This is a genomic window from Sphingobium sp. MI1205, assembly GCF_001563285.1.
GTDB lineage: Bacteria > Pseudomonadota > Alphaproteobacteria > Sphingomonadales > Sphingomonadaceae > Sphingobium.
In genome coordinates this window covers 130010-152841 of record NZ_CP005190.1, presented here as the reverse complement: position 1 = coordinate 152841, position 22832 = coordinate 130010, and the positions used below count along the sequence as shown (strand labels likewise).

The window sequence follows — 22832 nt, the reverse complement described above, 5'->3', positions numbered from 1 at the left end:
TGTCAAATACTCCCTGATCCCTCAAACAGGCTGCAGCAGCGATCGTTGTGCAGGTTTGAAGAGACGATCCGCAATCGCAGAAAATAGTGGAGAGCGATCATGATGCAACTGCCCGAACGCGTCGAAGGACTTCATCACATCACCGTCGCGACCGGATCCGCGCAAGGCGACGTGGATCTTCTCGTCAAGACGCTGGGACAGCGGCTCGTCAAGAAGACGATGTTCTACGACGGCGCACGGCCGGTCTATCATCTGTATTTCGGCAATGAGCTTGGCGAACCGGGCACGCTGTACACCACTTTCCCCGTTCGCCAGGCTGGCTACACCGGAAAGCGTGGTGCAGGGCAGATATCGGCGGTTTCCTATAACGCACCCGTCGGTACGCTTTCCTGGTGGCAGGAGCATCTCATAAAGCGCGCTGTGACCGTCTCGGAAGTGCGTGAGCGGTTCGGGCAGAAATATCTGTCGTTCGAGCACCCCGACTGCGGTGTCGGCTTCGAAATCATCGAGCAGGACACGGACGGCCAGTTCGAGCCCTGGGACTCTCCCTATGTGCCCAAGGAGGTCGCGCTGCGGGGCTTTCACAGCTGGACGGCCACCCTAAATCGCAATGAGGAGATGGACTCCTTCATGCGCAATGCCTGGAACCTGAAGCCCCAGGGACGCGACGGCAATTACCAGCGCTACGCTTTCGGCAATGGCGGTGCGGCCAAGGTGCTAGACGTCTATATCGATGAGGACGAAAGGCCCGGCACCTGGGCGCTTGGCGAAGGCCAAGTTCATCACGCCGCGTTTGAAGTCGCCGACCTCGACGTGCAGGCCGCGCTCAAATTTGACGTGGAAGGCCTCGGCTACACCGATTTCTCAGATCGCAAGCACCGCGGCTACTTCGAATCGATCTACGTTCGTACGCCGGGCGGCGTGTTGTTCGAAGCCTCGGTCACGCTTGGTTTCACCCATGACGAGAGCCCCGAGAAGCTCGGCAGCGAGGTCAAGGTCGCGCCGCAGCTCGAAGGTGTAAAGGACGAGCTCCTCCGGACGATGAACGATCCGATCGTCATTTGATCGCAAGATGACTCCGCAGGCTGGGTGAAGAGAATGTGGCGACATCGGGCAGTCAATAGCCGAAATGGTGCGCGGATCGGTGTTCATACCACTGGCTTGCCGAGCGGTGAGCCGATCCTGCTCCTTTCTTCCCTGCTGGCCGACTGGCGGTCCTGGAATGACGTGGCCGGTCGTTTACCTTCAGGGGTATATGCGATCACGATGGACCTGCGGGGTCATGGAACGAGTTCGCCGAGTGCCGGCGACTACAGTCTAGCCGAACTGGCGGCCGACGTGCTTAATGTAATGGATAACCTCGCGTTTGCAAGAGTTCATCTTGTTGGCACGTCGGTCGGGTCGATGGTCGCGCAATATCTTGGCGCCACGGCGGGACACCGGCTTATCTCGCTGACACTCGTGGCAGCAGGTTCTCTCGTTCCAGAGCCAGCTTGGCCGATCTGGGACAAGCGGGTGGCCGCAGTGCGCAGCGGCGGGCTCATTACGCAGGTGCCGATCGTGTATCCGGCATGGTTTTCCGGAGCGGTCGACCAAGGTCTGCTGGATCTTGCTGAGTCGATGATCTTGGCCACGACAGTTGCCGGATTCACCGGCGCTGTCGCAGCGATCAAGGGCCATGACGCGAGAAGCCTTCTTCCGCAGGTCGAAACGCCAACGCTCGTCATAGCCGGTGCGAACGATGCCGCCGTGCCACCGGAGGCGGTCCGCGCGACCGCCGCTCTCATTCCAGGTGCCGCATTCGAAGTTGTGACGGGTGCCGCGCACCAGGTCGCGATGCAGCATCCTGTCGCCTTTGCGGACCGGCTATGCCGCCATATTGCTGGAGCGCCGCGATGACGTTTTCCCCTGAAGGACCCTATGGGACAATCGTGACCGGCCCGCCTGTCGAACAGGCAAATGCTGCGATCATTCTTCTGCACGGCCGTGGCCAGCGTGCGCAAGCGATGCTGGAACTTGCGAGACAGCTCGATCTGCCCTCTGTCGCCTGGCTTGCCCTGCAAGCGCCCGCCGGGGCGTGGTACTCGCCCAAATATGACGGGTTCGATCCAGACGGCGACAGGTCTGTGGCTGACGCCTGCACCGCCTTGGCTGAGATCTCCTCGCGGCTGGAAGCAGCCTGGGTCGCGCTAGACCGTCAGGGCATAGTCGGCTTCAGCCAGGGTGCCTGCCTCGCCAGTCACTTCATGTGGTGCGGCGCTGCGAAAATGGGGTTCCTGGGCTCGCTGACCGGAAGCCTCCCGGGTTTTGAGCTCCCAACCGCGCCAGTTGAGCCTCGGTTTACCGGTCTCAAGGCGATATTCACAGGTGGTCTGAACGACGATTGGGTCAAGGCAGAGCATGTGCGGGAGACAGCTGAGCGCTTTAGACTCTCTGGTGCTGATGTCGGCGAGTATATTCAACCGATCAAGGACCATGGAATTGGGGCGGACGAGATCGCGTTGTTGCGAGACACCCTGATCGCACGCTTCGAGCTGAACCCGCCGGTCCCTACGCGCGGGCCGCGACATCAGCCGCTCGTGCCGCAAAGCACGCCAAGTCTGACGGATTGAACGTCCCATGCTGTTCTCCGTCATAACCACCATCTCGCCTGAAAAGCTGGCAGAGCGCACAGCAGCCATACCGGCACACCGCGCCTATCTTGCGTCGCACACCGCAAGCATTTTGGCAGTGGGGACCACCTTCGCCGAAGGCGGCGATTTGGTCGGATCGACATATCTCGTTGATGTCGACGATTGGAACGCAGCCCGGGCCTTCATCGCCGAAGACCCCATGACCGTGTCCGGGGCACGTCAAAGCATCGACATTCTTGAATGGCGGATGGGCGGGTTCGATCGGCGATACCCCTGGCAAGGGGCGAACGTCGAGAGACAAGACGCAGCGCATCAAAGTCTGAATAAGGAAGGGGTGAGCGCTGCGCCCCAACCTTCGCTCCGCACACGCCATCTCAGAGTGTTGCTGCTGATCACCACGCTCGCGCCGCTAGTGGCCCTCGTCAACATTCTCTTGGGCGACACCATTGCCCATCTTCCCGTTTTGCTGCGCTCCTTCTTGGTCGTGGGGCTTGTCGTGCCCGCCGCGACCTATGTTGCACTGCCGCTGCTTACCGGCCTTGCGCGCTGCGTGGGGCAGGAGCGCCGGGAAAGTTCACCAGCCATCCGGCCGCCGGCGGAACACACTCATTCTACATGACGATTTAGCCCGCAAAAATCCCCGAACGTCTCAGTTCCAGGCAAAAGGATCATAAAAATATGAGCGCTGATACAGAAACCCTGGCGAGGAAAGTCCGTGAAGAGGTTATCAAGCCTGAGCAATCGACTCTGATTAGCCCGGATCGACAGTCACCGAGCCTCCTTCGCCGCGAAGCGACGGTCGAACCGCGGTTCGAACTGTTCCACTTCGTGTTCTCAGTCTGCTCGCAAAAGGTGCGCGGCACCCTAATGGAGAAGGGCGTGACCTTCGGCTCCAACGAGTTGACGATCCTTCCCCCGCAGAATGAGAATTATTGTCCGCAATATGTCCGGCTGCGGTTGCGATCGGAAGCCGCAGCCAAGCACCGTCCTGTCAGCTCGTTCACTGGGCAGTCGTCTGTTGATTCCGAAGGGTTCGACCCGCTCGTCGTACCGACCCTCGTCGACCATGAGACCGGCCGGATCCTCGCCGATTCCAAGGCAATCTGCCTCTACCTCTGCGACGCCTTGTCCGGCGGTACCGATCTTCTGCCCGCCGACATACGGGAGGCTGTGCTCAAGCAGGTCCAGCTCGCTGACACGACGCCCCATGTAGCCCTGCTCTACGGCGCCGATCCGGACGGTGATCGTCGGCCCGAAAGCATGCAGGCGGTCATGCCCGGCATCCACGCACACAAGATCGACGCCGTGCGCCGCAATATCCCGCTCGCGGACGGCGACCCGCTTCTCCTCGAAGCCTACCAACACAAGATTGTGAAGGAGGAAGCCGCCGCCTCGTTCGTCATCAACGAGCCGCAAATGCGGACCGCCATCTCGAAGGCGGAGCAGCTGGTTACCGATCTCGATCGCGACCTCGGGGCGTCCACCGGACCTTGGCTGTTCGGCGACCGCTTCACGCTCGCCGACCTGTTCTGGGCCGTCAGTCTCTACCGCTTCCTCTGGCTCGGCTATTCGGGTTTCTGGAAAGACGGTGCAGGCAAGCCCCGTGTCGAGGCCTATGCCAATCGGCTCTTCGCGCGGCCCTCCGTCAAGGATGCGATCATCCAGTGGCCCGGCCATCCGCCGAGCGAGAATGTCATCCATCTCCTGAGCAACGCCTAAAGGCAACCACCGCGCCGTCCGCAAGCGACGCGGTCCATGCCCTGAACGCGTCGTCCGGCAGGGCCGAGACCATTCAACAGCGCTCGAATCCAGGACGAGCATGGATTTCTTATATGGATCAAACACTTCTCGAAGTACGCGTAACAAAAAAGGCTCTGTTGCAAAGATTGGCGGCAGTCAGAGGTAGGCTGTCGCTCTGCGCCGATCAGGCGGCTGCTGCGAAATGGTGGTTGAGCATGCCCATGGCCTCCGTCAGCGCCGAGGGCCCAATGCCAAAAGCTCTCTCCACAAGGCGCACCTCGCCCCTGATGCCGGGCTGCAGGCACCAGGGGCGAGCCTGTCGGCTCTGTTGCAAAAATCGTGAAGCTTGAGCATGCTTGGCGGAGATTGGACGGACGGAACGATGACGGATTTCAAGTGGCGCCATTTCCAGGGTGATGTGATCCTGTGGGCGGTGCGCTGGTATTGTCGCTATCCGATCAGCTATCGCGACCTTGAGGAAATGCTGGCGGAACGCGGCATTTCGGTCGACCATACGACGATCTATCGCTGGGTCCAGTGCTACGCCCCGGAGATGGAGAAGCGGCTGCGCTGGTTCTGGCGGCGTGGCTTTGATCCGAGCTGGCGCCTGGATGAAACCTACGTCAAGGTGCGGGGCAAGTGGACCTACCTGTACCGGGCAGTCGACAAGCGGGGCGACACGATCGATTTCTACCTGTCGCCGACCCGCAGCGCCAAGGCAGCGAAGCGGTTCCTGGGCAAGGCCCTGCGAGGCCTGAAGCACTGGGAAAAGCCTGCCACGCTCAATACCGACAAAGCGCCGAGCTATGGTGCAGCGATCACCGAATTGAAGCGCGAAGGAAAGCTGGACCGGGAGACGGCCCACCGGCAGGTGAAGTATCTCAATAACGTGATCGAGGCCGATCACGGAAAGCTCAAGATACTGATCAAGCCGGTGCGCGGTTTCAAATCGATCCCCACGGCCTATGCCACGATCAAGGGATTCGAAGTCATGCGAGCCCTGCGCAAAGGACAGGCTCGCCCCTGGTGCCTGCAGCCCGGCATCAGGGGCGAGGTGCGCCTTGTGGAGAGAGCTTTTGGCATTGGGCCCTCGGCGCTGACGGAGGCCATGGGCATGCTCAACCACCATTTCGCAGCAGCCGCCTGATCGGCGCAGAGCGACAGCCTACCTCTGACTGCCGCCAATCTTTGCAACAGAGCCCGAGCCATTCCAGGGCCCGGGCGCGGGCAAGGCCTTCCGTGGGCAGCAAGGCCTTTTCGGGCACGAGTTCCGCGATATGGTTGAGGATGGCGATATTTTCGGTCAGGACATCATCGCCGATCTGGAGCGCGGGCACCCGCGCCCACGGGTTTTTCTGACGATAGGCGTCTGAAAACTGGGCGTTTTGCGTCAGGTCGATCAGCTCCGCCTCATAAGGAAGGCCGGCTTCCTCCAATGCGGCATGGGACGCCAATGAGCATGAACCTGGATTGTAGTAGAGCTTCAACATGTCCCTGCAATTCTCCTGCGGACTGGGCAAAAAATGGCTTAATGCATATGTTCGGCACCGGAGCGTCGCCCCGAACGGAAGCAATCATCCGCCCGGTCGGAAAACGCTCCGAAACGACAGGCCGGAGCATTCCATCCGATGCGATCAGGCCGAAATGTTCAAAAATCCATCGGCTTCGAAAACCTTTCTGGCACGTTCCTCAATCCGATCCGCAAGTGACCTGCGAAGCGGCATGCCGTTCGAGACTTTTCTCAGCGTGTTATAGCTGAAGCCGAATGTTTCGAATATCTCCTCATTATTTCTCATCGTCGACAATGATGTGATCCGATCGGCGATCGAGGGATCCAAACAGCGCATTCCATTAGGCATTCGATCTTCCCCTACTGACGAATTCCAGCCGGTGCACGGTCGCAACTTGCCTGCCCGCGCAGTTCATCGGGCCATTCCCGCCGTTCCGGAAAACAGGCGGCGGGGTTTCCCCCTGGACCATGTTGCGCATGGGCCGGACACGCAGCGAGCGGGCCAGCGGACGTCGAGGCCGGGAGCGGATTGCGACGGACGCGCCGCGCATTGCCCGGAGATCGAAGCATAGGAATATCCTCTCCATGCGCTGTTATGGATCAGCGCCTGTCTTATCCGGCACGTCGGTGATTATTATGCTTATCGGGCCGTCCGGAAAGGATCGCAGCTTTCGCCTGCGGAGGAAATTGCTGCAAATGAATTAGGAATATTCGCGATACGGATTTGATCGAAACGGGGCCAACTGCCCACAAATCGGTCATGGGGATTGAGCGACCGCGCTTTGAAAGCAGCCATCGCATGCTATGGTCGCCTTGAGCATTTCCCGGCAGGCGGAATATCCGCCGACCGGAAAGCCCGCTAAAACAGGAAGCCGGAGCAGCCGGGCCGACGCCGTCGGACCGGACGCCGCTTCGGCTTCGCATCGCCAGGAATTGGAAGCGAACATGTCTCGAGACAATGCCATCGTCATGCGATACGACAATCCCGACATTCCGTCCGGCCGCGACATCGTATATCTTCACGGCCGCGGCAGCACCGAAAGGGAAGCGGGGTTCGCGCTGCCCCTTTTCGGCCGCGCGAATGTTCGCTCCTATCGCGGGCCGCTTCCCCAGGGGCCGGGGTTCGCCTGGTTCGAAAATGCCGGGATCGGCGTCGCCCTGCCCTCCAGCCTGTCGGGCGAAACGTCGAAGGTCGGCGACTGGATCGCCGCAGATACCGGCCGCCAACGGCCCTGGCTATGCGGTTTCAGCAACGGCGCCGCGATGGCCGCCAGTCTTCTGCTCAGCAATCCGGGGGCCTATAGCGGCCTCATCATGATCGGCGGCTGCTTCGCGGTGGAGGACGGCGACCTGCCGGACAACGGCCTGCTCGACAAGCCGGTCCTCTTCTGCCGGGGCCAATTCGACGATGTGATCCCGCGCCACAAGTTCGAGCAGGCGGAAGCCTATCTCTCCGGCCCCAGCGGCGCGCGGGCGACTTTCATCCCTTATGAAGGCGGGCATGAACTGCCGTTGCCGATCAAGGCGGCGGTGCAGGGCTGGCTCGGCGCGGAAAGCCGCTGAATTTCGCCCCGTCCTTGGCCTTGGCCGAACGGGAGCGCCGGATGATCGAGAACCGGCCGCATCCGGAAATGATCGGATGCGGCCGGCACTGTTCCAGGATCAGGCCTTGGCTTATGCGGTGATCGGCGGAAGCCCCTCCACCGCGCGGCTCAGAAGCTGCACGATGCCCTCCTCCGTGATCGGACGGGGGTTGGGATAGGGGTTGGCGACCGCCAGCGCGGCGGCCTTCGCGATGCCGTCCTTGGGCATGCCGAGCTTCGCCAGCGACATTTCCGCGCCCAGGCCCACCGCCAGTTCGTACAGCTTGGTCGCGGGGTCGCCGCCGCCCAGTGCGCGGCTGGCCCGTTCCATCGCCTCCGGCACCGACGGCGCATTATAAGCGATCGCGTGGGGCAGCACGGCGGTGTGGGTCTGCGCATGCGGCATGTCGAAGGTGCCGCCCAGCGTGTGGCAGAGCTTGTGGTGCAGCGCGACGCTCGCCGCGCCCAGGACGCTGCCGGCGAGCCAGCAGCCATAGAGCGCGTCGCCCCGCGCCTTCGCATCGGTGGGATCGGCCTTGATCAGCGGCAGGCTCCTGGCGAGCGCCCTGATGCTTTCCTCCGCCATCAAGGAGACGATGGGATTGCCGTCGAAGGCATAAAGCCCCTCCATCGCATGGGCGATGGCGTTGAGGCCGCTTGCGATCGACATTTCGGCGGGCAGCGACAGGGTGAGATCGGGGTCGTAAACGACCACCTTGGGCAGCACCTTCTTGTCGCGACCCGTGGTCTTGATCCCATCTTCGGTCAGGCCCCAGATCGGGGTGACTTCCGAACCCGCATAGGTGGTCGGAACGACGAGCGAAGGCAGGTCGAGCCGAAGCGAGAGCGCCTTGGCCAGCCCGACGGTGGACCCGCCGCCGATGGCGACCGTGCAATCGGCGTCAAGTTCCCTGGCGACGGCAGCCGCCGCGTCGACCGTCGCGACCGGGACGTGCATGACCGCCTTGCTGAACAGGCCCACGGCCTTGTCGCCCAGGGTGGCGGCAAGCTCCTGCGCGCTGCCGGCCTGCTCCGGCGTCGAAAGCACCAGCGCGCGGCTGCCGACATGCGAAAGCTCGTCAGCCACCCGCCGCACCGAACCCGCGCCGAAAATGACCCTATAGGGTAGGGGATCATAAACGAATTGCATCACGCTTCCTCTCTATCTCATTAGAATTGGCGAATATCCAGGGCAGAGGATCTTTGCCTGCTGCCAGCGCTTCGCCATGAGCCAAGTCGACCGATAAAAGGGGAAATCGGGCAGACGCACAAGGGGCCAGGCCCGCCCATGCCGGTGCGGGAACCGCCCGCCCCCTGTTCGGCAGGGCTGTCGCAACGACCGGAACGGGCCGGTCCGGACATGAAGAAAATTCCCGCAAGCATATGTATTTTATAGTGTTTTTCCTTTTCCCGACCCGCCCCATCCTTGGCTCGCCGGCCGCATGGCTCGCCTTCCGGCGGGGCGCGGCGCGGCACTTATTCATAGAGCGAATTGCGAATATCCGGATTCGAAGCGCCATCGCCCTCTGCCGCGCCGCCGGCGAATTCGGGCAAGGACGGGCCTTCGCCCTCCTCCGAAAGGCCGCGCATGCGGGACAGAATTCCGCGCAGCCAGCGATTGCCGGGATCGTCATGGAATCTCTCATGCCAATATTGCTTCACGGTGAAGCCTGGAAGGGCGACGGGCGGCTTGAGAATGCGGACGCTCTTGGTGTTCAGCAAGCCGGTAAGGCGGGAGGGCGTGGTCAGGATCAGTTCCGACTGCTCGGCTATATGGGCGCTCAGGAGGAAGCTCTCCGCCATGACGGTGATGTTCGATGGACCCACGATCTTGCGAAGCAGCTTTTCCACATCCTCATGGATGTGGCCAAGGTGGCGGCCGTCGACCAGGACGTGCCGGGCGGCCTTAAACCTGTTCATGGTCAGGCGCCCGGCGGGCAGATAGCTTCGCGGCACGACGCAGACATATTCCTCCGGGAAAAGCGTCTGTTCGACGACGCCGGCATAGAGCGCCGGGAAACTGCCGATCGCGATGTCGACCTCGCCGGTCTCGAGCCGGGCGATCAGCTTTTCCCCTCCCAGGGGAATGGCCTTGAACCGCACGCCCGGCGCCAGATCGCGCACCCATTGCAGGACGCGGGGAAGGACGAGCAGATGCCCGACGTCCGAAGCCGCGATGTGGAAATCGCGGTTCGAAGTCGCGGGATCGAATGTCGGCTCGCCGCTCAGGCGGGAATGATAGAGTTCCAATGTCTGCGACACGGCGGGCGCGGCGGTGATGGCCAGGGACGTGGGCTCCAGGCCCCGGCTGGTCCGCACGAAAAGCTGGTTCCCGAAATGCTCCCTGAGCTGTTTGAGATGACGGCTGAGCGTGGGCTGCGGCATATCCAGCATCTCCGCCGCCACCCCCACGCTTTTCGCCCGCATCAGGGCCTGAAACACAGTCAAATGCATGAAGGAAATCATTGCGCCATTTCCGGTTTCCGAATGAGAAAGCACCGGAAACCCTGCTATTGCGTAAAGCGCTGCATGGCCAGGAACATTCGCTTTTCGAATGCCGGATATTCGTGAACCCGCGTGGAGTAAACGGCTTTGGAGTGCTATTTCAATGGAGGTCCCGCTCCTCGCCGCCAGGCGAAAAGCAGAGGCGCGATTTTCGGACTATATTTTGATCTTGGAGAGCGATCGTGGATACGAACCATATCACCAGCCTGCATCATATCACCATCTGCACCGGCACAGCCCAGGGCGACATCGACTTTTTCGTGAAGGTCTTGGGCCAGCGCTTCGTGAAGCGGACCCTGTTCTATGATGGCAGCATTCCCATCTATCACCTTTACTTCGCGGACGAACTGGGCACGCCCGGCACCGTCATGACGACCTTCCCCACCCGTCGCACGGGCCTGAAGGGCCGCAAGGGTTCCAACCAGTTCACCGTCTGCACCTATTCGATCCCCAAGGGGTCGCTGGAATGGTGGATCGGCCACCTCAACAAGCATGGCATCGAGACCAGCGCGCCGGGCACCCGCTTCGGTCAGCGCTTCGTGAGCTTCCAGCATCCCGACTGCGGCATCGAATTCGAGGTGCTGGAGGACGAGACCGACACGCGGGCGCCCTATGATTCGCCCTATGTGCCGCTCGAATATGCCCAGCGCGGTTTCCATAGCTGGACGGCCTCCGTGCGCGAGCTGGAGGACATGGACTTCTTCATGGAGAATTGCTGGAATTTCGAGAAGATCGGCGAGGAAGGCAATCGTCACCGCTACCGCGTGAAGGGTTCGACGGAAGCAGGCACGATCATCGACCTGCTTCATGAACCCGACGTGCGCCAGGGTAGCTGGACGATCGCGGAAGGCATCATCCACCACGGCGCCTTCGCCGTGCCCGACATGGACGTCCAGGCCCGGATCAAGTTCGACACCGAGGGCGTCGGCTTCACCGACTTCTCGGACCGCAAGAACCGCGGCTATTTCGAATCCACCTATGTCCGTACCCCGGGCGGCGTGATGTTCGAAGCGACCCACAGCCTGGGCTTCACCCATGACGAGGACGAAAACACCCTCGGCATGGACCTGAAGGTTTCGCCGCAGTTCGACGACAAGAAGCACCTCATCCAGCAGGCGATGGAAGACGATCCGATCGTCGTCTGATCGCTGACGCAGGAAAGAAAGGGAGGCCCGGCAAATGTCGGGCCTCTTTTTTTGCGTCCTGGAACCTTGAAGTCCTGGGAAAGGAGAGGACGGCTATTGCCGGAATGTCCTTGCAGCATCGAGCAATAACTCGCCGAGCAGGAACCGAGCGAAGTCGAAGGCCCATATCGAAGCATCAGTCCTTCGATACGCCTCTTCGACAGGCCCTAAGAGCCCGTTTCGAAAGGTCGAAGGGTAGTCAGCGCCAAACGGCACGACCCTTTCCATATCCGGGAAAGCGGGCCTCGAATTCGTCCATAAATTTGAGCCGGACAATGTTCAGTTCGCCGATCAGTTCAGCGGGAAAGTCGGCCATACCGGCTTCGTCCATGAGATCGTAGAGACCCAGCATCACTTGCTGCATTCGCTCCGCCGGATCGACGGGCAAGCCATATTCATCGCGCTCTTCGCTCATCTTCACGTCTCGCGGTGGGACAGAGGTTGAGCATCGCGGCATGGTCTGATTCAAGGGGGTTGCTTACACCATCCTTGGACAGATCATGTGGACCCGCGACACTCGGCGGCAGCATAGCCGCGATCATCTTCGATATCCAACCAGCCTAACGGACGCCGAATGGCAGATTATCGCCTGTCATCCGCAGGATACCCCGACAAACGGACGGCCACGGCGCTGGTCGTGGCGCGCGTTGCTCGATGGCATATTGTTTATCCTACGCACGGGCGCTCCGTGGCGCTGCTTGCCTCCCGGTTTTCCGCCATGGCAAACCGTCTACAGATGGTTTGCGTCTCTACGTGACCGAGGCTTTTTTCAGGCGCTTAATCATGCCCTCGTCATCGCTGACCGTAGCAGTCAAGGACGAGAGGAGGCACCGTCTGCTGCCGTGATCGACAGCCAGTCTGTGAAAACCACGGAGGCAGGCGGACCACGCGGTTACGATGCCGGGAAGAAAGTCATGGGGCGAAAACGGCATGCCATGGTCGATACCGATGGCCGCGCCCTAGAACTGTTGATCCATGCTGGAGATGTTCAGGATCGCGACGGAGCCATCCCTTTGTTGCAGCAATCTCGACACCGACACCCCTTTGTCTCCAAAGCGTTCGCGGACAGTGCATACAGCGCCGCTCGTGTCATCAACGCCACATCCATCAGCATTGAGATCGTTAGAAAAATAGCCGGTCAGGTCGGCTTTACCGTTCATCCTCGTCGATGGGTGGTCGAGCGCACCTTCGCTTGGCTCGGACGAAACAGGCGGTTGGCGAAGGACTTTGAAGCCACCCTCAGTTCCGCCACCGCCTTCCTCTACGCGGCTGCGGCAATGGTCTTGGTCCGCCGCATGGCCCGCGCATCATGACTTTCGAAACGGACTCTAAGCATGTCGAATGACTCGACGGCTACTCCGGTGATTTAACGCAGGGGTTCTTTGGAGCGATTTCCAAGCAATCGAAACCGCTCCAAGAGGAGGATGACGTTGCCCAAGCGCAGGGGCTTCGATGCCGATAAGCCGCCTGATCCGGGCAACATCTGCCCGCACGGGACAGCAACTCCGGCGAAAATTTGGCGACTGCTCTCCGGCCCTCCGGTGATGGATGGGATGGCCCCCCTGGAACGAACCCGCGCCGGGCCGGTCTCAGGGCGCCCGCCTGTCCGGCAGGGGGGATAGGGGGGGCACTTGCCCCTGCCCCTTACGCTTCGGCATTCGCCAATATGGGCGCTTTCCGATCGACCAATATGTTGAACAGAAGGGGCGCCAGGGCTGCGCTGATGATGGCAACCAGCACCATGGCCGCATTGGTCGCCGTATCGAGCACGCCGATCCGCGTCGCAATGTCGGACGCGGCGACGATCAGGCTGAGGCGGGCGCTCAGCAGCAGGCCGGCCGCGACGGCCATCTTCCGACCATGCGCCGGAACCAGCAGCAATGCGGGAATGATCTTGTTGGCGAAGGCGACCGCCACGAAGCCCGGCACCAGCAGCAAGGCCTTGGGCGAGGCGAAGAGGGCGGGAATGTCGAATTTCAGGCCGACATTGATGAAGAAGAAGGGAACGATGAAGCCGTAGCCGATCGCTTCCAGCGTCTCGCGCCGATGGCTGTTGCGGGGGATGATCTGCCCCAGCAGCAATCCGGCGAGGAAGGCCGCCAGCACCAGTTCGGATTCCAGCCGCTCCGCGAGCCAGGCGACCATGAACAGCAGCGCCAGGCTGAGCCTGACCAACGGCAGGCTGGTCCGGCTGTCCAACTGCGCGGCCGGCACCCGCGCCAGCAGCTTGGGCAGCAGCCAGATCGCCAGCCCGGCGATGCCGACGAGCGCCAGGCTGCCCAATGCGCCCTCGGCGCGGCCGCTGACGACGATGCCGGCCAGGGACGAGATGGCGATCATCGTGAAAAAATCCGCGAGCAACGCGGTGGAGAGGATGGTCTGGCCATAGGCGCCGTCGGCCAGGCGTCGTTCCTGTATGGTCGGCACGACGATCCCGACCGACGTCGTCGACAGGATCACGGCATAGATCGCCAGATGCAGCAGCGGCGTCGAGGAGTCGAGCAACAGCCAGGCGCCGAACGCGGCCATGACCACGGTCATCAGCGACATCATCACCGCGAGCATGAGCGGACTCGCCTGCTTCGCCTTCTGCCCGCGCGCGAGCAGCATGCCGAGATCGATTTCCAGTCCGGCGATCAGCATCAGCACGCCGAATCCCAGCTTGGCGAGCATTTCCATGGCCGGTCCCGGCGCCAGCAGCGCCATGCCGTTGGGACCGATCAGGATGCCGAAGGCGATTTCCAGCACCAGGGCCGGCAACAATGCCCTGGGCATCCATCGGGCGAGGATGGCAGCTATCGCGCTGCCGGCACATGCCAAGGCTATTACGGAAATGATCACTCGCCCGCCTGCTTTCAGATCGCGATGTCGACACCGCTCAACAGTGAATATGGGGAAATTCCCCTACTGGCTCCCAATCCCGTCGAGTATCTCTCAGGATGAATAATCATTATTCGGATTATGTCGGGTCGGCGAATCCGGCCGTTACTGTCCGCTCCTCAATATTGGTCCAGGTCGCGGCCATGGGCGACTTCGCCGTGGAAATGCCGGGATATTCCCGCGGCATAGGATTCGACATCGGTTTCCCCGTCATTGCCAGGCGCGAAATGCGTGAGGATGACCTTCTTGACGCCCGCGGCGGCGGCGATTTCGCCGATCTGCTCCCCGGTCAGGTGGTCTTCGCGCATATGTTCCATCAGCGGCGGAATCTGATCGGCGGAGAAGCCCGGATAGCTTCGCAGCAATTTTTCCATGCGGGCAATGTCGATCACCTCGCAGACAAGATAATCGGCATCCTTCGCCAGGATCTTCAGGCGTTCGGACGGTCCGGTGTCGCCGCTGAAGACATAGACCTTGCCTCCCGCCTCCACGCGATAGGCATAGGAACGGGACGACCGCGCCTCGATCGATCCGGCCGGATAATGATAGTGATCGACGCCGATGGCGAACACCCGCACCCGATCGTCCTTGTAGACCAGCCGCGGTTCATTGAGGTCAAGCGGCAGGTCATGGCCGACCGCCGATCCGGCGAGGGGCGGCTTGACCGGGCCGCCGACCGTCACCGGGGCCAGCTCCACCGGCCGAAAGGCGGCGAGCGTCCCGGCGACGAGCTGCGCCGATCCCGGCGGTCCGTATATCTCCAGCGGAGGCGCGTTGGCGAGAAGCCAGCGGTCGATCATCAGCACGGGAACATCGGCGACGTGATCGATATGATGGTGGGTTAGGAACAGGGCCTTGACCGACCCCAGCCCCAGCTTGCTGGCCGCCATCTGCCTCAAAAGGCCGTCGCCCGCATCGATGAGATAGGTTTGCCCGCCGACGACGATCGCATTGGCGGGCTGGGAGCGTTCCAGCCGCGCTATCGGCCCGCCGGCCGTGCCCAGCAGGATGAGGCGCGGCGGCTGCGCAGGCGGCGTTTCCGCCCGCGCAGCCACGGTTCCGGCTAGTGCGAATATCAATATTGGGAGCAGATGCTTCATCGGGACGACCCCTGTTCGACTATTGGCGCTTTTGCGGCCGGGCCGCTGCCTTGGGCGGACCGGCAGGATCAAGCCGGAAGAGGCTGGATTCCGGTCAGCGAATGGCCCGGCCCCAATGGTTCGGCCGGGCCGACGGGCACGATGCCCGTGGGATTAACGCTGGTGTGGCTGCGGTAATAATGCGCCTTGGCATGGCGCAGATCGATGGTCGGCGCCACGCGCTCATGGGACGCCAGCTTCCAGGTCAGCCGCGAAAGATTGGGATAGTCGGCGATGCGGCGCAGATTGCATTTGAAATGCCCGTGGTAGATCGCATCGAAGCGGACCAGCGTGGTGAACAGGCGGATGTCCGCTTCCGTCAGCCTGTCTCCGACAAGCCATTCCCTGCCCGTCAGATGCTCCTCCAGCCAGTCGAGCGTTTCGAACAGCGGATGGACCGCCTCCTCATAGGCTTCCTGCGTCGTCGCGAAACCCGAACGGTACACGCCGTTGTTGAGCGTTTCGTAGACGCGCGCGTTGATCGCGTCGATTTCGGCGCGCAATTCCTGCGGATAATAATCGCCGGGAAGCGCCCCCACATGATCGAACGCCGAGTTCAGGATCCGGATGATCTCCGACGATTCATTGTTGACGATCCTCTTCTCGAACTTGTCCCACAGGATCGGGATGGTCACGCGGCCGGTATAGGTCGGATCGCCCGCCAGATAGACCTGATAGAGATATTGCGCGCCGTTGACGCTGTCCGGCACGACGCCCTCGCCCGGCAGGAACGTCCAGCCCTTCTCGCCCATGAACGCATTGACCATGGAGACGGAGATCAACCCCTCCAGCCCCTTGAGCGCGCGCATGATGAGGACGCGGTGCGCCCAGGGACAGGCGAAGCCGGCATAGATATGATAGCGGCCCGGCTCGGCCTGGAAACGGCCGTCCAGCCCGTCGCGATATTGCGATTCCTTGCGCACGAATCTGCCGCCGCTCGATTTCGTGTCATACCAGGCGTCGCGCCAGACGCCGTCAACCAACAGGCCCATATATCGGTATCTCCATCTTCGGCCCGGCCGATCCGCTTCGCATGATGCCGGGCAGGTTCGCGCATGATCGGCGAGAGACGGCGCTCATCCCGCGCATCCGGGATGCTGCGCCGGCGCGTCATGGGATCGAAATCCGTCAGAACGAGGAAGGACGACAGGGCCACAGGATTCCGGCAGGACGGACGATGAGGCCATTCTCTCTCTCTCCACGCGCATATTATGCGGAACCACAAAGGATGTGGCGCCCCCGCTTTCAAGCGCGGATTATGAAAACCCCTTATCCATTTTCTGGATGTAGACAGGCCGCGGCATTGCGGCGCCGCCCGAACGCATGCGCGGTGGCCATGTCGGCCCGATCGGTCGGGAATGCCTCAGGCCGCTTGGGCAGTGCGATCGCAGGCGATGCCGCCAAGCTCGATCAACGTCCGGGCTTCGCGCAGGATATTGTTCCACAATTCGTCGCCCAGCGCATTTTTCAGCTCATCCTGGGCCTTGCGCCATTTGGGGATCGACACCTCCAGCGCCTCATGCCCGCGCTCCGTCAAGCGCACCAGCCGCTGGCGCCTGTCCTTGCCCTCCCCGATCTCCAGGAATCCGTCCCGCACCAGCACATCGACGTTGCGCGTCGTCGTGGTGCGATCGGTCTCCATATGCTGGGCAAGCGTCTGCATGGTCGCGTTGCGCAGATAATAGACGCGCATGAGCAGCGACATCTGCACCGGATTGACCGGCGATCCCGCCATGCTGTCGACATAATGCTTCATGACGGCGCGATTGGCCGCCCGCAGACCTTCCGCGAGGCAGATGTGGGGCGTGTTCCTGACTTCCTCCAGGAAGGCGATGGGTCGTAGCGCGCTCATTGTGTGAGCATACACTTATGGCGCACGCCTGTCGACCCCCCAGGCGCATTGCCGCGCCGGGGAAGCCGGCCGTACGGTGCCGGCCGGGGGTCGCAATAGGGATTCCGCCGGCGTTTTCCCCCGGATGGAGCGCCTGCGCGCCGGTTCAGCGTCCTTTCGCGACGAGGATAAGGCTGTCCGCCCCGGCATGGCGATGGGCCGCGATCTCGCGATAGCTTTCGCTGTCGGCGAACGCGTTGAAGGCGTCCAGATCGGCGAATTCCAGGATCACGATCTTCTCATAAGACCATTGGCCTTCCTGGACGACCGGATTGTCGTCGGCGGCGACGAGCCGGCCATCATATTGCTGGAGCACCGCGCCGAAGCGCTCCCGATATTTCTCATATCTCTCGCCGTCGTTGATCTTGACCTGAGCCACTGTGTAGACCGCCATTCCTGCATCCTTCCCGAATTCTCTGACGTCTCTTCAAGGGGGCCGCCTTCCGCGGGCGAAGGCGGCCCGGTCCGACCTTCGTTCAGGCCGCTGCGTTCAGCGTTTCCAGCGTCGGATAATCGGTATAGCCCTTGGCATCGCCGCCGTAGAAGGTCGGACGGTCCCAGGGGTTGAGCGGAGCGCCCAGGCGGATTCGTTCGACCAGGTCGGGATTGGCGATGAACGGACGCCCAAAGGCGATCGCGTCCGCCAGCCCCTTGCCCACTTCCTCCTGGGCGGAAGCCCCCTCATAACCGCCGGCGGCGATCAGGACGCCGGGCCAGGAGTCGCGGAAGAGTTCAGCGGCGGAGGGCGCGCTATCATTGAGGACGTCCGCCTTGCCGGTCCCGGCTATCCGCGGTTCGATCAGGTGCAGATAGGCCAGTTGGAAGCCGGAAAGCGCGGCGATCGCATGCCGGTACAGCGGCAGCGGATCGTCCTCGCCGGAATCGTTGGTGGTGCCGAAGGGCGACAGGCGCACGGCGACGCGGTCGGCCCCCGCCTCCTCCACCACGGCGCGCGTGACGTCGAGCAGGAAGCGGGTGCGGTTCGCGATCGATCCGCCGTAAATATCCTGCCGCCTGTTGGAGCGGGACTGGAGGAACTGCTCGATCAGATAGCCGTTCGCGCCATGGATCTCGACCCCGTCGAATCCTGCGGCGAGCGCGTTGCGGGCGCCGGTGCGATAGGCCTCGACGATCGCGGCGATGTCCTCAAGCTCAAGGGCGCGGGGCGTCTGGAACGGCTCCAGCTTCCAGCTCGCGGTGAAATGATCGCCCGCGGCGGCGACGGCGGACGGCGCGACCGGCGTTTCGCCATGGTAGGATGAATGGGAAATGCGCCCCACATGCCAGAGCTGGAGGAAGATGTGGCCACCCGCTTCATGCACCGCGTCGGTGACCCTTTTCCAGCCGGCGATCTGTTCCGCCGTATGGATGCCGGGGGTTTGCGGATAGCCCTGGCCGGTCGGCATCACCTGGGATGCTTCCGCGACGATGAGGCCGCCCGGCGTCGCCCGCTGGCGATAATATTCGACGGCGATGTCGCGCGGCACCATGCCCGGACCGGCGCGCATCCGCGTCAGCGGAGCCATCACCACGCGGTGGGACAGTTCGAGCCGACCGATCCTGAGCGGCTGGAACAAGGCGGATTGGGTCATTGGCAACTCCTGGCAATGCTGGCTGAGGAAAGGGGGCGAGGGTCGCGGGACTTCATCCCTGTCGTTCGGCTCTCTCCGCAAGGGAGCCGGGCGCGGACGATCCGAAGGGGCCGGGCCATGGCTGACGTGCTTGTCCGCGCAAATCGATCATCCGACACCCTACTCCAGGACGGCATGGCCGCTTCTTTCGACCAGGCGCGCCCGGCGCCTCGTTACGGTTTAATTTTGCAACCATGCGGATAGTGCCGCCTATGGTTTAAAATTGCAACCATAATATTTTCAAGGATGACGACTGCCGCCGCCGGCTCCCGACGGCATGGGAATGGCGCGGGCAGGCCGGCGCCCCCGCCTTATAGCTCGTCCTGTCCAGGCCGAACCGCAGCGCTGCGCGGGCGGCTATCGGTCCTCGACGGACCCGGCGGAAAGGGAATGCGACGGATCAGAGGTCGGTGGCGGGGACGGGCGCGTCCTGGGGCGGGAACGCCCTGAAGAACATGCTGACCAGATCGGGAATCAACCCCTCCATATCCGCCTGGCAGGGCGGTTCTTCGGCGTGCAGCATCCGAAGGGTGGAGGCCCCGGTCAGCAGCGCGGCCAGCATCAGCACATGCCGCGATCCGGCCGCGCCGGCGTCCAGTTGCCGCCGCGCCACGGCCTGGTCCAGCGACTGGCGGAAAATGCCCAATATCCGGATGCTGGGGTCCAGCGCGTCGGGAGCGGGAATATAGCCGGGGATCGGCCGGCCGATGAGCAGCTGGGCCATTTCCGGGTTCACCGTCGCCCATCGGTCCACGGCCAGCATCGCGTCCCTTATCGCCGCCATGCCTGGTTCGGCGCTCGCGACGGCATTTTCGACTTCATGCAGGACATCGTTTTCGGCGCGGCGGTAGAGCGCGTCATAGACCGCCATCAAGGACGGGAAATATTTGTACAGCGCGGTCGGCTGCACGCCCAGAAGCCGCGCCACCGTCGTGAGATTCAGTCCGGCGACGCCTTGCTGCCTTATGACCTCGATCGACAGATCGAGAATCTCGTTCATCGTTTCCTGCCGGCGACGCTCCCGCAACGGGATGACAGGGGACTCGCTCATGGGGAAGGCTCTTATCTGGGTCATCTCCTCTCCCGACATTTTCTTTTGGCGCTCGGCCTTATGGCGCTTGGGCCCTGTTCCGGCATTCGGCGGCGCTGGGGCGTTTGCTGTCCTCCAAGCGCGTTCGATCTGTTGCCGACCATCGGCCAAGCGTGGATTCAACCGCATATCAGATCGCCATGGCCCTGTCGATGTCGCGGCGCGCCGACCGGCAAATTGGCTTCGGCGTCCAGCGAACATCCATGGCGAAAGTTACAGGTCATAACCAAAGACAGGGCGTATCACGCCGGGCATATGCGCCAACTTTGCAAATCCTCCGGAACTGAAGAGACAATAGGTGATAATTATTATTCTTTATTTTAAAATTTGAAGATTTAGCTTGTTCATTGTCGATTCTATTCGGCCATAAATAACAAAAAACAAGGCGTGGATGATGCAAGTAAAAACCTTGCCGGAGAGGTGCGTTTCGTCGGGCCAATGCGTGATGCTGGCGCCCGGGGTTTTCGATCAGGACGATGATGGCGTCGTCCTCCTGCTGCGCGACACGGTGGACGATGGCGACGAAGCCAGCGTAGCCGCGGTCCGATCCTCCGCCAATGTCTGCCCGGCGGCGGCGATCCGACTTTCGGCGACCCCGAAGGCCTGACCTCCAGGTCCGCTTTCCGCTTCCAGGAGGAGTGTCGAAGACATGCACGCCAGCGCCGCGATCCTGCGCCATGCGCAAGCCCCTTTCGCCATCGAGCCATTGGACCTGCCCGAACCCGGCGGGAACGAGATCCTCGTCCGCGTCGCCGGTGTCGGCATGTGCCACACCGACCTGGTGGTCAGGCATATCCCCGCCGAATGGGCGCCCCTGCCCGCCGTGCTGGGCCATGAAGGATCCGGCATCGTCGAGGCGGTCGGCCCCTCCGTCACGCGCTTCGCCGTCGGGGACCATGTGGTCCTGACCTATGATTCATGCGGCTGGTGCGACAATTGCCATGGCGGCACGCCATCCTTCTGCTCCGAATTCAGCGAGCGGAACGAACTGGGGCTGCGGCCCGGATCGCATCGGTCGGGCCGGGATTCGGACGGGGTCGAATTGCAGACGCGCTGGTTCGGCCAGTCGTCCTTCGCCACCCATTCGCTGGCGACCGAGCGCAATGCGGTCAAGGTGTCGCCGGACCTGCCCATAGAATTGCTGGGGCCGCTGGGCTGCGGCATCCAGACCGGGGCGGGCGCTGTCCTCAACGCCCTGCAGGTCCGTTTCGACAGCAGCGTCGTCATATTCGGGACAGGCGCGGTCGGCATGGCGGCGATCATGGCGGCGCGCATCGCCGGGGCGCGGAAGGTGATCGCGGTCGACCTGCACGAAAACCGCCTGCAACTCGCGCAGGAACTGGGGGCGACGCATCGCATCTCCGGCCGCGATCCCGAACTGGTCGAGCAGATCATGTCCATCACCGGGGGCGGCGCGACCCATGCGCTGGACACGACCGCCGCGCCCGCCGTCATCGCCGGCGCCCTGGCGGCCCTGCGCGCGCGGGGGAAGCTGGGGCTGGTGGGCGGCGGCGGCGCGCCGCTGGACCTGCCGCAGGAGGCGCTGATGAAGGGGCAGCAAATTTCCTTCATCATCGAGGGCAATTCGGTGCCCCAATTGCTGATCCCGCAACTGATCGAACTCTGGTCGGAGGGGCTTTTTCCCTTCGACCGGCTGATCGCCCGATATCCGCTGGAGAAGATCAACGATGCCGAGCGCGACCTTGCATCCGGTTCGGTCATCAAGCCGGTCCTGCTGCCGGGCCGATGACGCGACGAACCGCTGACACCCACTACGAAGAAGGCACGAGCCAGTGACGACAGAGACCCAAATCCAGGAAAAGCCCGTTCCCGAAACCACCTTCCCCTGGGAGCGCGGCACTTATGATCCGCCGCCGGCCTATGCCTGGCTGCGCGAGCACGAGCCGGTCCGGCGCGTCGTCCTGCACGACGGCACGCCGGCCTGGCTCGTCACCCGCTATAACGACGTCCGGAGCATCCTGGCCGATCCCAGGGTCAGTTCGAACCAGAATCTGCCCGGCTTCCCCCAGATCGAACTGTTGCCGCGCCCCAGCGAGGAGGAAAGCACCTTCCTCAACATGGACGCGCCGCGCCACACGCTGTTCCGGCGGCTCATCTCCAAGCATTTCATCGTGAAGAAGCTGGAGGTCATGCGGCCGCGCATCCAGGCGCTGGTCGACGAGCATATCGACCATATCATCGATCGTTCGGAGCCGTTCGATTTCGTGGAGGAGATCGCCCTGCCCGTCCCCTCCACGGTGATCGCCTGGCTGCTGGGCGTGCCGCCGTCGGACCATCCCTTCTTCAACCGGGAGACGGAGGCGCTGCTGGCCGCCAGCCTGGGGACGGAGGAAGCCATAGAGCGCGCCACGGAGGCCTATGCGAACATCAACGACTATGTCGACCGGCTGATCGCCGAGCGGGAGAAGCTGGACGATCCGGGCGACGACATATTGGGCGACCTGGTGCGCGCCAGCCGGGAGGGCCAGATCGAGCGGCGGGACGTGCTGAACACCGCATGGCTGCTGCTGGTCGCGGGTCATGACACGACCGCGAACATGATCGGCCTGGGCATGCTGACGCTGCTGGAGCATCCGGATCAACTGGCGCAGCTTCAGGCGGAACCGGCCCTGATCCCGGACGCCATAGAGGAACTGCTGCGCTATCTGACGGTCGTGCACCTCATCATCCTGCGCATCGCGACGGAGGATATAGAGATTGGCGGGGTGACGATCCCTGCGGGCGAAGGGATCATCCCGCTCAACTTCGCGGCGAACCGCGACGACGGGCATTTCCCGGATGCGGCGAAGTTCGACATACGCCGCCGCCCGCGCGACCATGTCGCCTTCGGCTATGGCGTGCACCAGTGCATCGGTCAGGCGCTGGCCCGCATCGAATTGCAGATCGTGTTCGAAACGCTGCTGCGGCGCATTCCGAACGTGCGGCTGGCGACCGATCCGGCCGACATCCAGTTCAAGAGCCATGCGAGCATCAACGGCATCGCCCGGCTGCCGGTGGCGCTCTAGGACCGATGGGAGGACCGACC

23 protein-coding genes and 1 pseudogene are annotated in these 22832 nt (G+C 62.6%); 12 read left to right on the top strand and 12 right to left on the bottom strand.

All coding sequences use genetic code 11. From position 1 onward, the window contains the following. Positions 1-99 precede the first annotated feature (99 nt). Genes linE through linD form a run of 5 tightly spaced genes read left to right on the top strand, consistent with a single transcriptional unit; the run spans position 100 to position 4352 of the window. Positions 100-1065 carry a chlorohydroquinone/hydroquinone 1,2-dioxygenase gene (linE, locus tag K663_RS19915; RefSeq protein ID WP_007686007.1) on the top strand — a complete coding sequence of 322 codons (966 nt, stop codon included), beginning with the start codon at positions 100-102 and terminating at the stop codon, positions 1063-1065. A 33-nt stretch (positions 1066-1098) separates the two neighbouring features. Then, positions 1099-1899, top strand: a complete 801-nt coding sequence (locus K663_RS19910) for an alpha/beta fold hydrolase (protein WP_218847786.1) — start codon at positions 1099-1101, stop codon at positions 1897-1899. Continuing rightward, complete coding sequence (locus tag K663_RS19905; RefSeq protein WP_007686010.1) at positions 1896-2612, top strand: alpha/beta hydrolase; 717 nt, start codon at positions 1896-1898, stop codon at positions 2610-2612. Before K663_RS19910 ends, K663_RS19905 begins: the two co-directional genes overlap by 4 nt. Positions 2613-2619: 7 nt before the next feature. Beyond that, entirely contained in the window at positions 2620-3252 is a 633-nt protein-coding gene (locus K663_RS19900) for a YciI family protein (RefSeq protein WP_007686013.1), read from the top strand. A gap of 59 nt (positions 3253-3311) precedes the next feature. Then, a complete protein-coding gene (linD, locus tag K663_RS19895) occupies positions 3312-4352 on the top strand; it encodes a 2,5-dichlorohydroquinone reductive dechlorinase (RefSeq protein WP_013035740.1) in 1041 nt (346 codons plus the stop codon). A gap of 205 nt (positions 4353-4557) precedes the next feature. On the opposite strand, the pseudogene K663_RS24045 reads toward linD, so the two are convergent. After that, a pseudogene (locus K663_RS24045) lies at positions 4558-4692 on the bottom strand (IS6 family transposase); the annotation flags it as partial. A gap of 63 nt (positions 4693-4755) precedes the next feature. Between K663_RS24045 and K663_RS19890 the strand changes: the two are divergent. Continuing rightward, positions 4756-5520: an IS6-like element IS6100 family transposase gene (locus tag K663_RS19890; protein WP_001389365.1), complete on the top strand. Its 765-nt coding sequence runs from the start codon at positions 4756-4758 to the stop codon at positions 5518-5520. Here the strand turns inward: K663_RS19890 and K663_RS19885 are convergent. Continuing rightward, on the bottom strand, positions 5492-5863 hold the full coding sequence (locus K663_RS19885) for a glutathione S-transferase N-terminal domain-containing protein (protein WP_062121709.1): 372 nt from the start codon (positions 5861-5863) through the stop codon (positions 5492-5494). The two genes, K663_RS19890 and K663_RS19885, sit on opposite strands and share 29 nt — an antisense overlap. 965 nt (positions 5864-6828) lie before the next feature. Between K663_RS19885 and K663_RS19875 the strand changes: the two genes are divergently transcribed. After that, positions 6829-7446: an alpha/beta hydrolase gene (locus K663_RS19875; RefSeq protein WP_013054035.1), complete on the top strand. Its 618-nt coding sequence runs from the start codon at positions 6829-6831 to the stop codon at positions 7444-7446. Between the two features lie 111 nt (positions 7447-7557). Here the strand turns inward: K663_RS19875 and K663_RS19870 are convergent, their stop codons facing one another. Both K663_RS19870 and K663_RS19865 read right to left on the bottom strand, forming a co-directional pair. Next, the gene (locus K663_RS19870) at positions 7558-8616 is read right to left on the bottom strand and encodes a maleylacetate reductase (RefSeq protein ID WP_007687859.1); all 1059 of its coding nucleotides are present in this window, start codon (positions 8614-8616) and stop codon (positions 7558-7560) included. Positions 8617-8942: 326 nt separating this feature from the next. Continuing rightward, positions 8943-9920: a LysR family transcriptional regulator gene (locus K663_RS19865; RefSeq protein WP_233431819.1), complete on the bottom strand. Its 978-nt coding sequence runs from the start codon at positions 9918-9920 to the stop codon at positions 8943-8945. Positions 9921-10153: 233 nt separating this feature from the next. Between K663_RS19865 and K663_RS19860 the strand changes: the two genes are divergently transcribed. After that, on the top strand, positions 10154-11116 hold the full coding sequence (locus tag K663_RS19860; RefSeq protein WP_020820199.1) for a ring-cleaving dioxygenase: 963 nt from the start codon (positions 10154-10156) through the stop codon (positions 11114-11116). Positions 11117-11354: 238 nt separating this feature from the next. Here the strand turns inward: K663_RS19860 and K663_RS19855 are convergent, their stop codons facing one another. Then, positions 11355-11570 (bottom strand): hypothetical protein, encoded by a 216-nt coding sequence (locus tag K663_RS19855; protein ID WP_007687848.1) that lies wholly within the window; start codon positions 11568-11570, stop codon positions 11355-11357. 85 nt (positions 11571-11655) lie between these two features. Between K663_RS19855 and K663_RS19850 the strand changes: the two genes are divergently transcribed. After that, entirely contained in the window at positions 11656-12468 is an 813-nt protein-coding gene (locus tag K663_RS19850) for an IS5 family transposase (protein ID WP_031291306.1), read from the top strand. A gap of 331 nt (positions 12469-12799) precedes the next feature. Here the strand turns inward: K663_RS19850 and K663_RS19845 are convergent, their stop codons facing one another. From K663_RS19845 to K663_RS19815, 7 genes are all read right to left on the bottom strand, one after another. Continuing rightward, positions 12800-13918 carry a cation:proton antiporter gene (locus K663_RS19845; RefSeq protein WP_007687844.1) on the bottom strand — a complete coding sequence of 373 codons (1119 nt, stop codon included), beginning with the start codon at positions 13916-13918 and terminating at the stop codon, positions 12800-12802. Positions 13919-14154: 236 nt separating this feature from the next. Continuing rightward, positions 14155-15135, bottom strand: a complete 981-nt coding sequence (locus tag K663_RS19840; protein WP_007687842.1) for an MBL fold metallo-hydrolase — start codon at positions 15133-15135, stop codon at positions 14155-14157. A gap of 68 nt (positions 15136-15203) precedes the next feature. Further along, complete coding sequence (locus K663_RS19835; RefSeq protein ID WP_007687840.1) at positions 15204-16166, bottom strand: glutathione S-transferase family protein; 963 nt, start codon at positions 16164-16166, stop codon at positions 15204-15206. 371 nt (positions 16167-16537) lie between these two features. Continuing rightward, entirely contained in the window at positions 16538-17026 is a 489-nt protein-coding gene (locus tag K663_RS19830) for a MarR family winged helix-turn-helix transcriptional regulator (RefSeq protein WP_007687838.1), read from the bottom strand. Between the two features lie 145 nt (positions 17027-17171). Continuing rightward, the gene (locus K663_RS19825; protein WP_007687835.1) at positions 17172-17459 is read right to left on the bottom strand and encodes a DUF1330 domain-containing protein; all 288 of its coding nucleotides are present in this window, start codon (positions 17457-17459) and stop codon (positions 17172-17174) included. A gap of 82 nt (positions 17460-17541) precedes the next feature. After that, positions 17542-18657 (bottom strand): alkene reductase, encoded by a 1116-nt coding sequence (locus K663_RS19820; protein ID WP_007687833.1) that lies wholly within the window; start codon positions 18655-18657, stop codon positions 17542-17544. Positions 18658-19096: 439 nt separating this feature from the next. Then, positions 19097-19747 (bottom strand): TetR/AcrR family transcriptional regulator, encoded by a 651-nt coding sequence (locus tag K663_RS19815; RefSeq protein ID WP_013054044.1) that lies wholly within the window; start codon positions 19745-19747, stop codon positions 19097-19099. A gap of 433 nt (positions 19748-20180) precedes the next feature. Here K663_RS19815 and K663_RS19810 point away from each other — a divergent pair, with 433 nt between their 5' ends. The 3 genes from K663_RS19810 to K663_RS19800 are packed head-to-tail and all read left to right on the top strand — an operon-like array spanning position 20181 to position 22812. Next, entirely contained in the window at positions 20181-20393 is a 213-nt protein-coding gene (locus tag K663_RS19810; RefSeq protein WP_025160874.1) for a ferredoxin, read from the top strand. A gap of 42 nt (positions 20394-20435) precedes the next feature. Next, positions 20436-21536 carry an NAD(P)-dependent alcohol dehydrogenase gene (locus K663_RS19805; protein WP_007687828.1) on the top strand — a complete coding sequence of 367 codons (1101 nt, stop codon included), beginning with the start codon at positions 20436-20438 and terminating at the stop codon, positions 21534-21536. Positions 21537-21579: 43 nt separating this feature from the next. Beyond that, positions 21580-22812, top strand: coding sequence for a cytochrome P450 (locus tag K663_RS19800; protein ID WP_007687826.1), 1233 nt, complete (start codon positions 21580-21582; stop codon positions 22810-22812). Positions 22813-22832: the final 20 nt, after the last annotated feature.

Coding starts and splice junctions, on each gene's coding strand:
- linE (WP_007686007.1), top strand. CDS start 100: ATGATGCAACTGCCCGAACGCGTCGAAGGACTTCATCACATCACCGTC.
- K663_RS19910 (WP_218847786.1), top strand. CDS start 1,099: ATGTGGCGACATCGGGCAGTCAATAGCCGAAATGGTGCGCGGATCGGT.
- K663_RS19905 (WP_007686010.1), top strand. CDS start 1,896: ATGACGTTTTCCCCTGAAGGACCCTATGGGACAATCGTGACCGGCCCG.
- K663_RS19900 (WP_007686013.1), top strand. CDS start 2,620: ATGCTGTTCTCCGTCATAACCACCATCTCGCCTGAAAAGCTGGCAGAG.
- linD (WP_013035740.1), top strand. CDS start 3,312: ATGAGCGCTGATACAGAAACCCTGGCGAGGAAAGTCCGTGAAGAGGTT.
- K663_RS19890 (WP_001389365.1), top strand. CDS start 4,756: ATGACGGATTTCAAGTGGCGCCATTTCCAGGGTGATGTGATCCTGTGG.
- K663_RS19885 (WP_062121709.1), bottom strand. CDS start 5,863: ATGTTGAAGCTCTACTACAATCCAGGTTCATGCTCATTGGCGTCCCAT.
- K663_RS19875 (WP_013054035.1), top strand. CDS start 6,829: ATGTCTCGAGACAATGCCATCGTCATGCGATACGACAATCCCGACATT.
- K663_RS19870 (WP_007687859.1), bottom strand. CDS start 8,616: ATGCAATTCGTTTATGATCCCCTACCCTATAGGGTCATTTTCGGCGCG.
- K663_RS19865 (WP_233431819.1), bottom strand. CDS start 9,920: ATGCATTTGACTGTGTTTCAGGCCCTGATGCGGGCGAAAAGCGTGGGG.
- K663_RS19855 (WP_007687848.1), bottom strand. CDS start 11,570: ATGAGCGAAGAGCGCGATGAATATGGCTTGCCCGTCGATCCGGCGGAG.
- K663_RS19850 (WP_031291306.1), top strand. CDS start 11,656: ATGTGGACCCGCGACACTCGGCGGCAGCATAGCCGCGATCATCTTCGA.
- K663_RS19840 (WP_007687842.1), bottom strand. CDS start 15,135: ATGAAGCATCTGCTCCCAATATTGATATTCGCACTAGCCGGAACCGTG.
- K663_RS19835 (WP_007687840.1), bottom strand. CDS start 16,166: ATGGGCCTGTTGGTTGACGGCGTCTGGCGCGACGCCTGGTATGACACG.
- K663_RS19830 (WP_007687838.1), bottom strand. CDS start 17,026: ATGAGCGCGCTACGACCCATCGCCTTCCTGGAGGAAGTCAGGAACACG.
- K663_RS19825 (WP_007687835.1), bottom strand. CDS start 17,459: ATGGCGGTCTACACAGTGGCTCAGGTCAAGATCAACGACGGCGAGAGA.
- K663_RS19820 (WP_007687833.1), bottom strand. CDS start 18,657: ATGACCCAATCCGCCTTGTTCCAGCCGCTCAGGATCGGTCGGCTCGAA.
- K663_RS19815 (WP_013054044.1), bottom strand. CDS start 19,747: ATGAGCGAGTCCCCTGTCATCCCGTTGCGGGAGCGTCGCCGGCAGGAA.
- K663_RS19810 (WP_025160874.1), top strand. CDS start 20,181: ATGCAAGTAAAAACCTTGCCGGAGAGGTGCGTTTCGTCGGGCCAATGC.
- K663_RS19805 (WP_007687828.1), top strand. CDS start 20,436: ATGCACGCCAGCGCCGCGATCCTGCGCCATGCGCAAGCCCCTTTCGCC.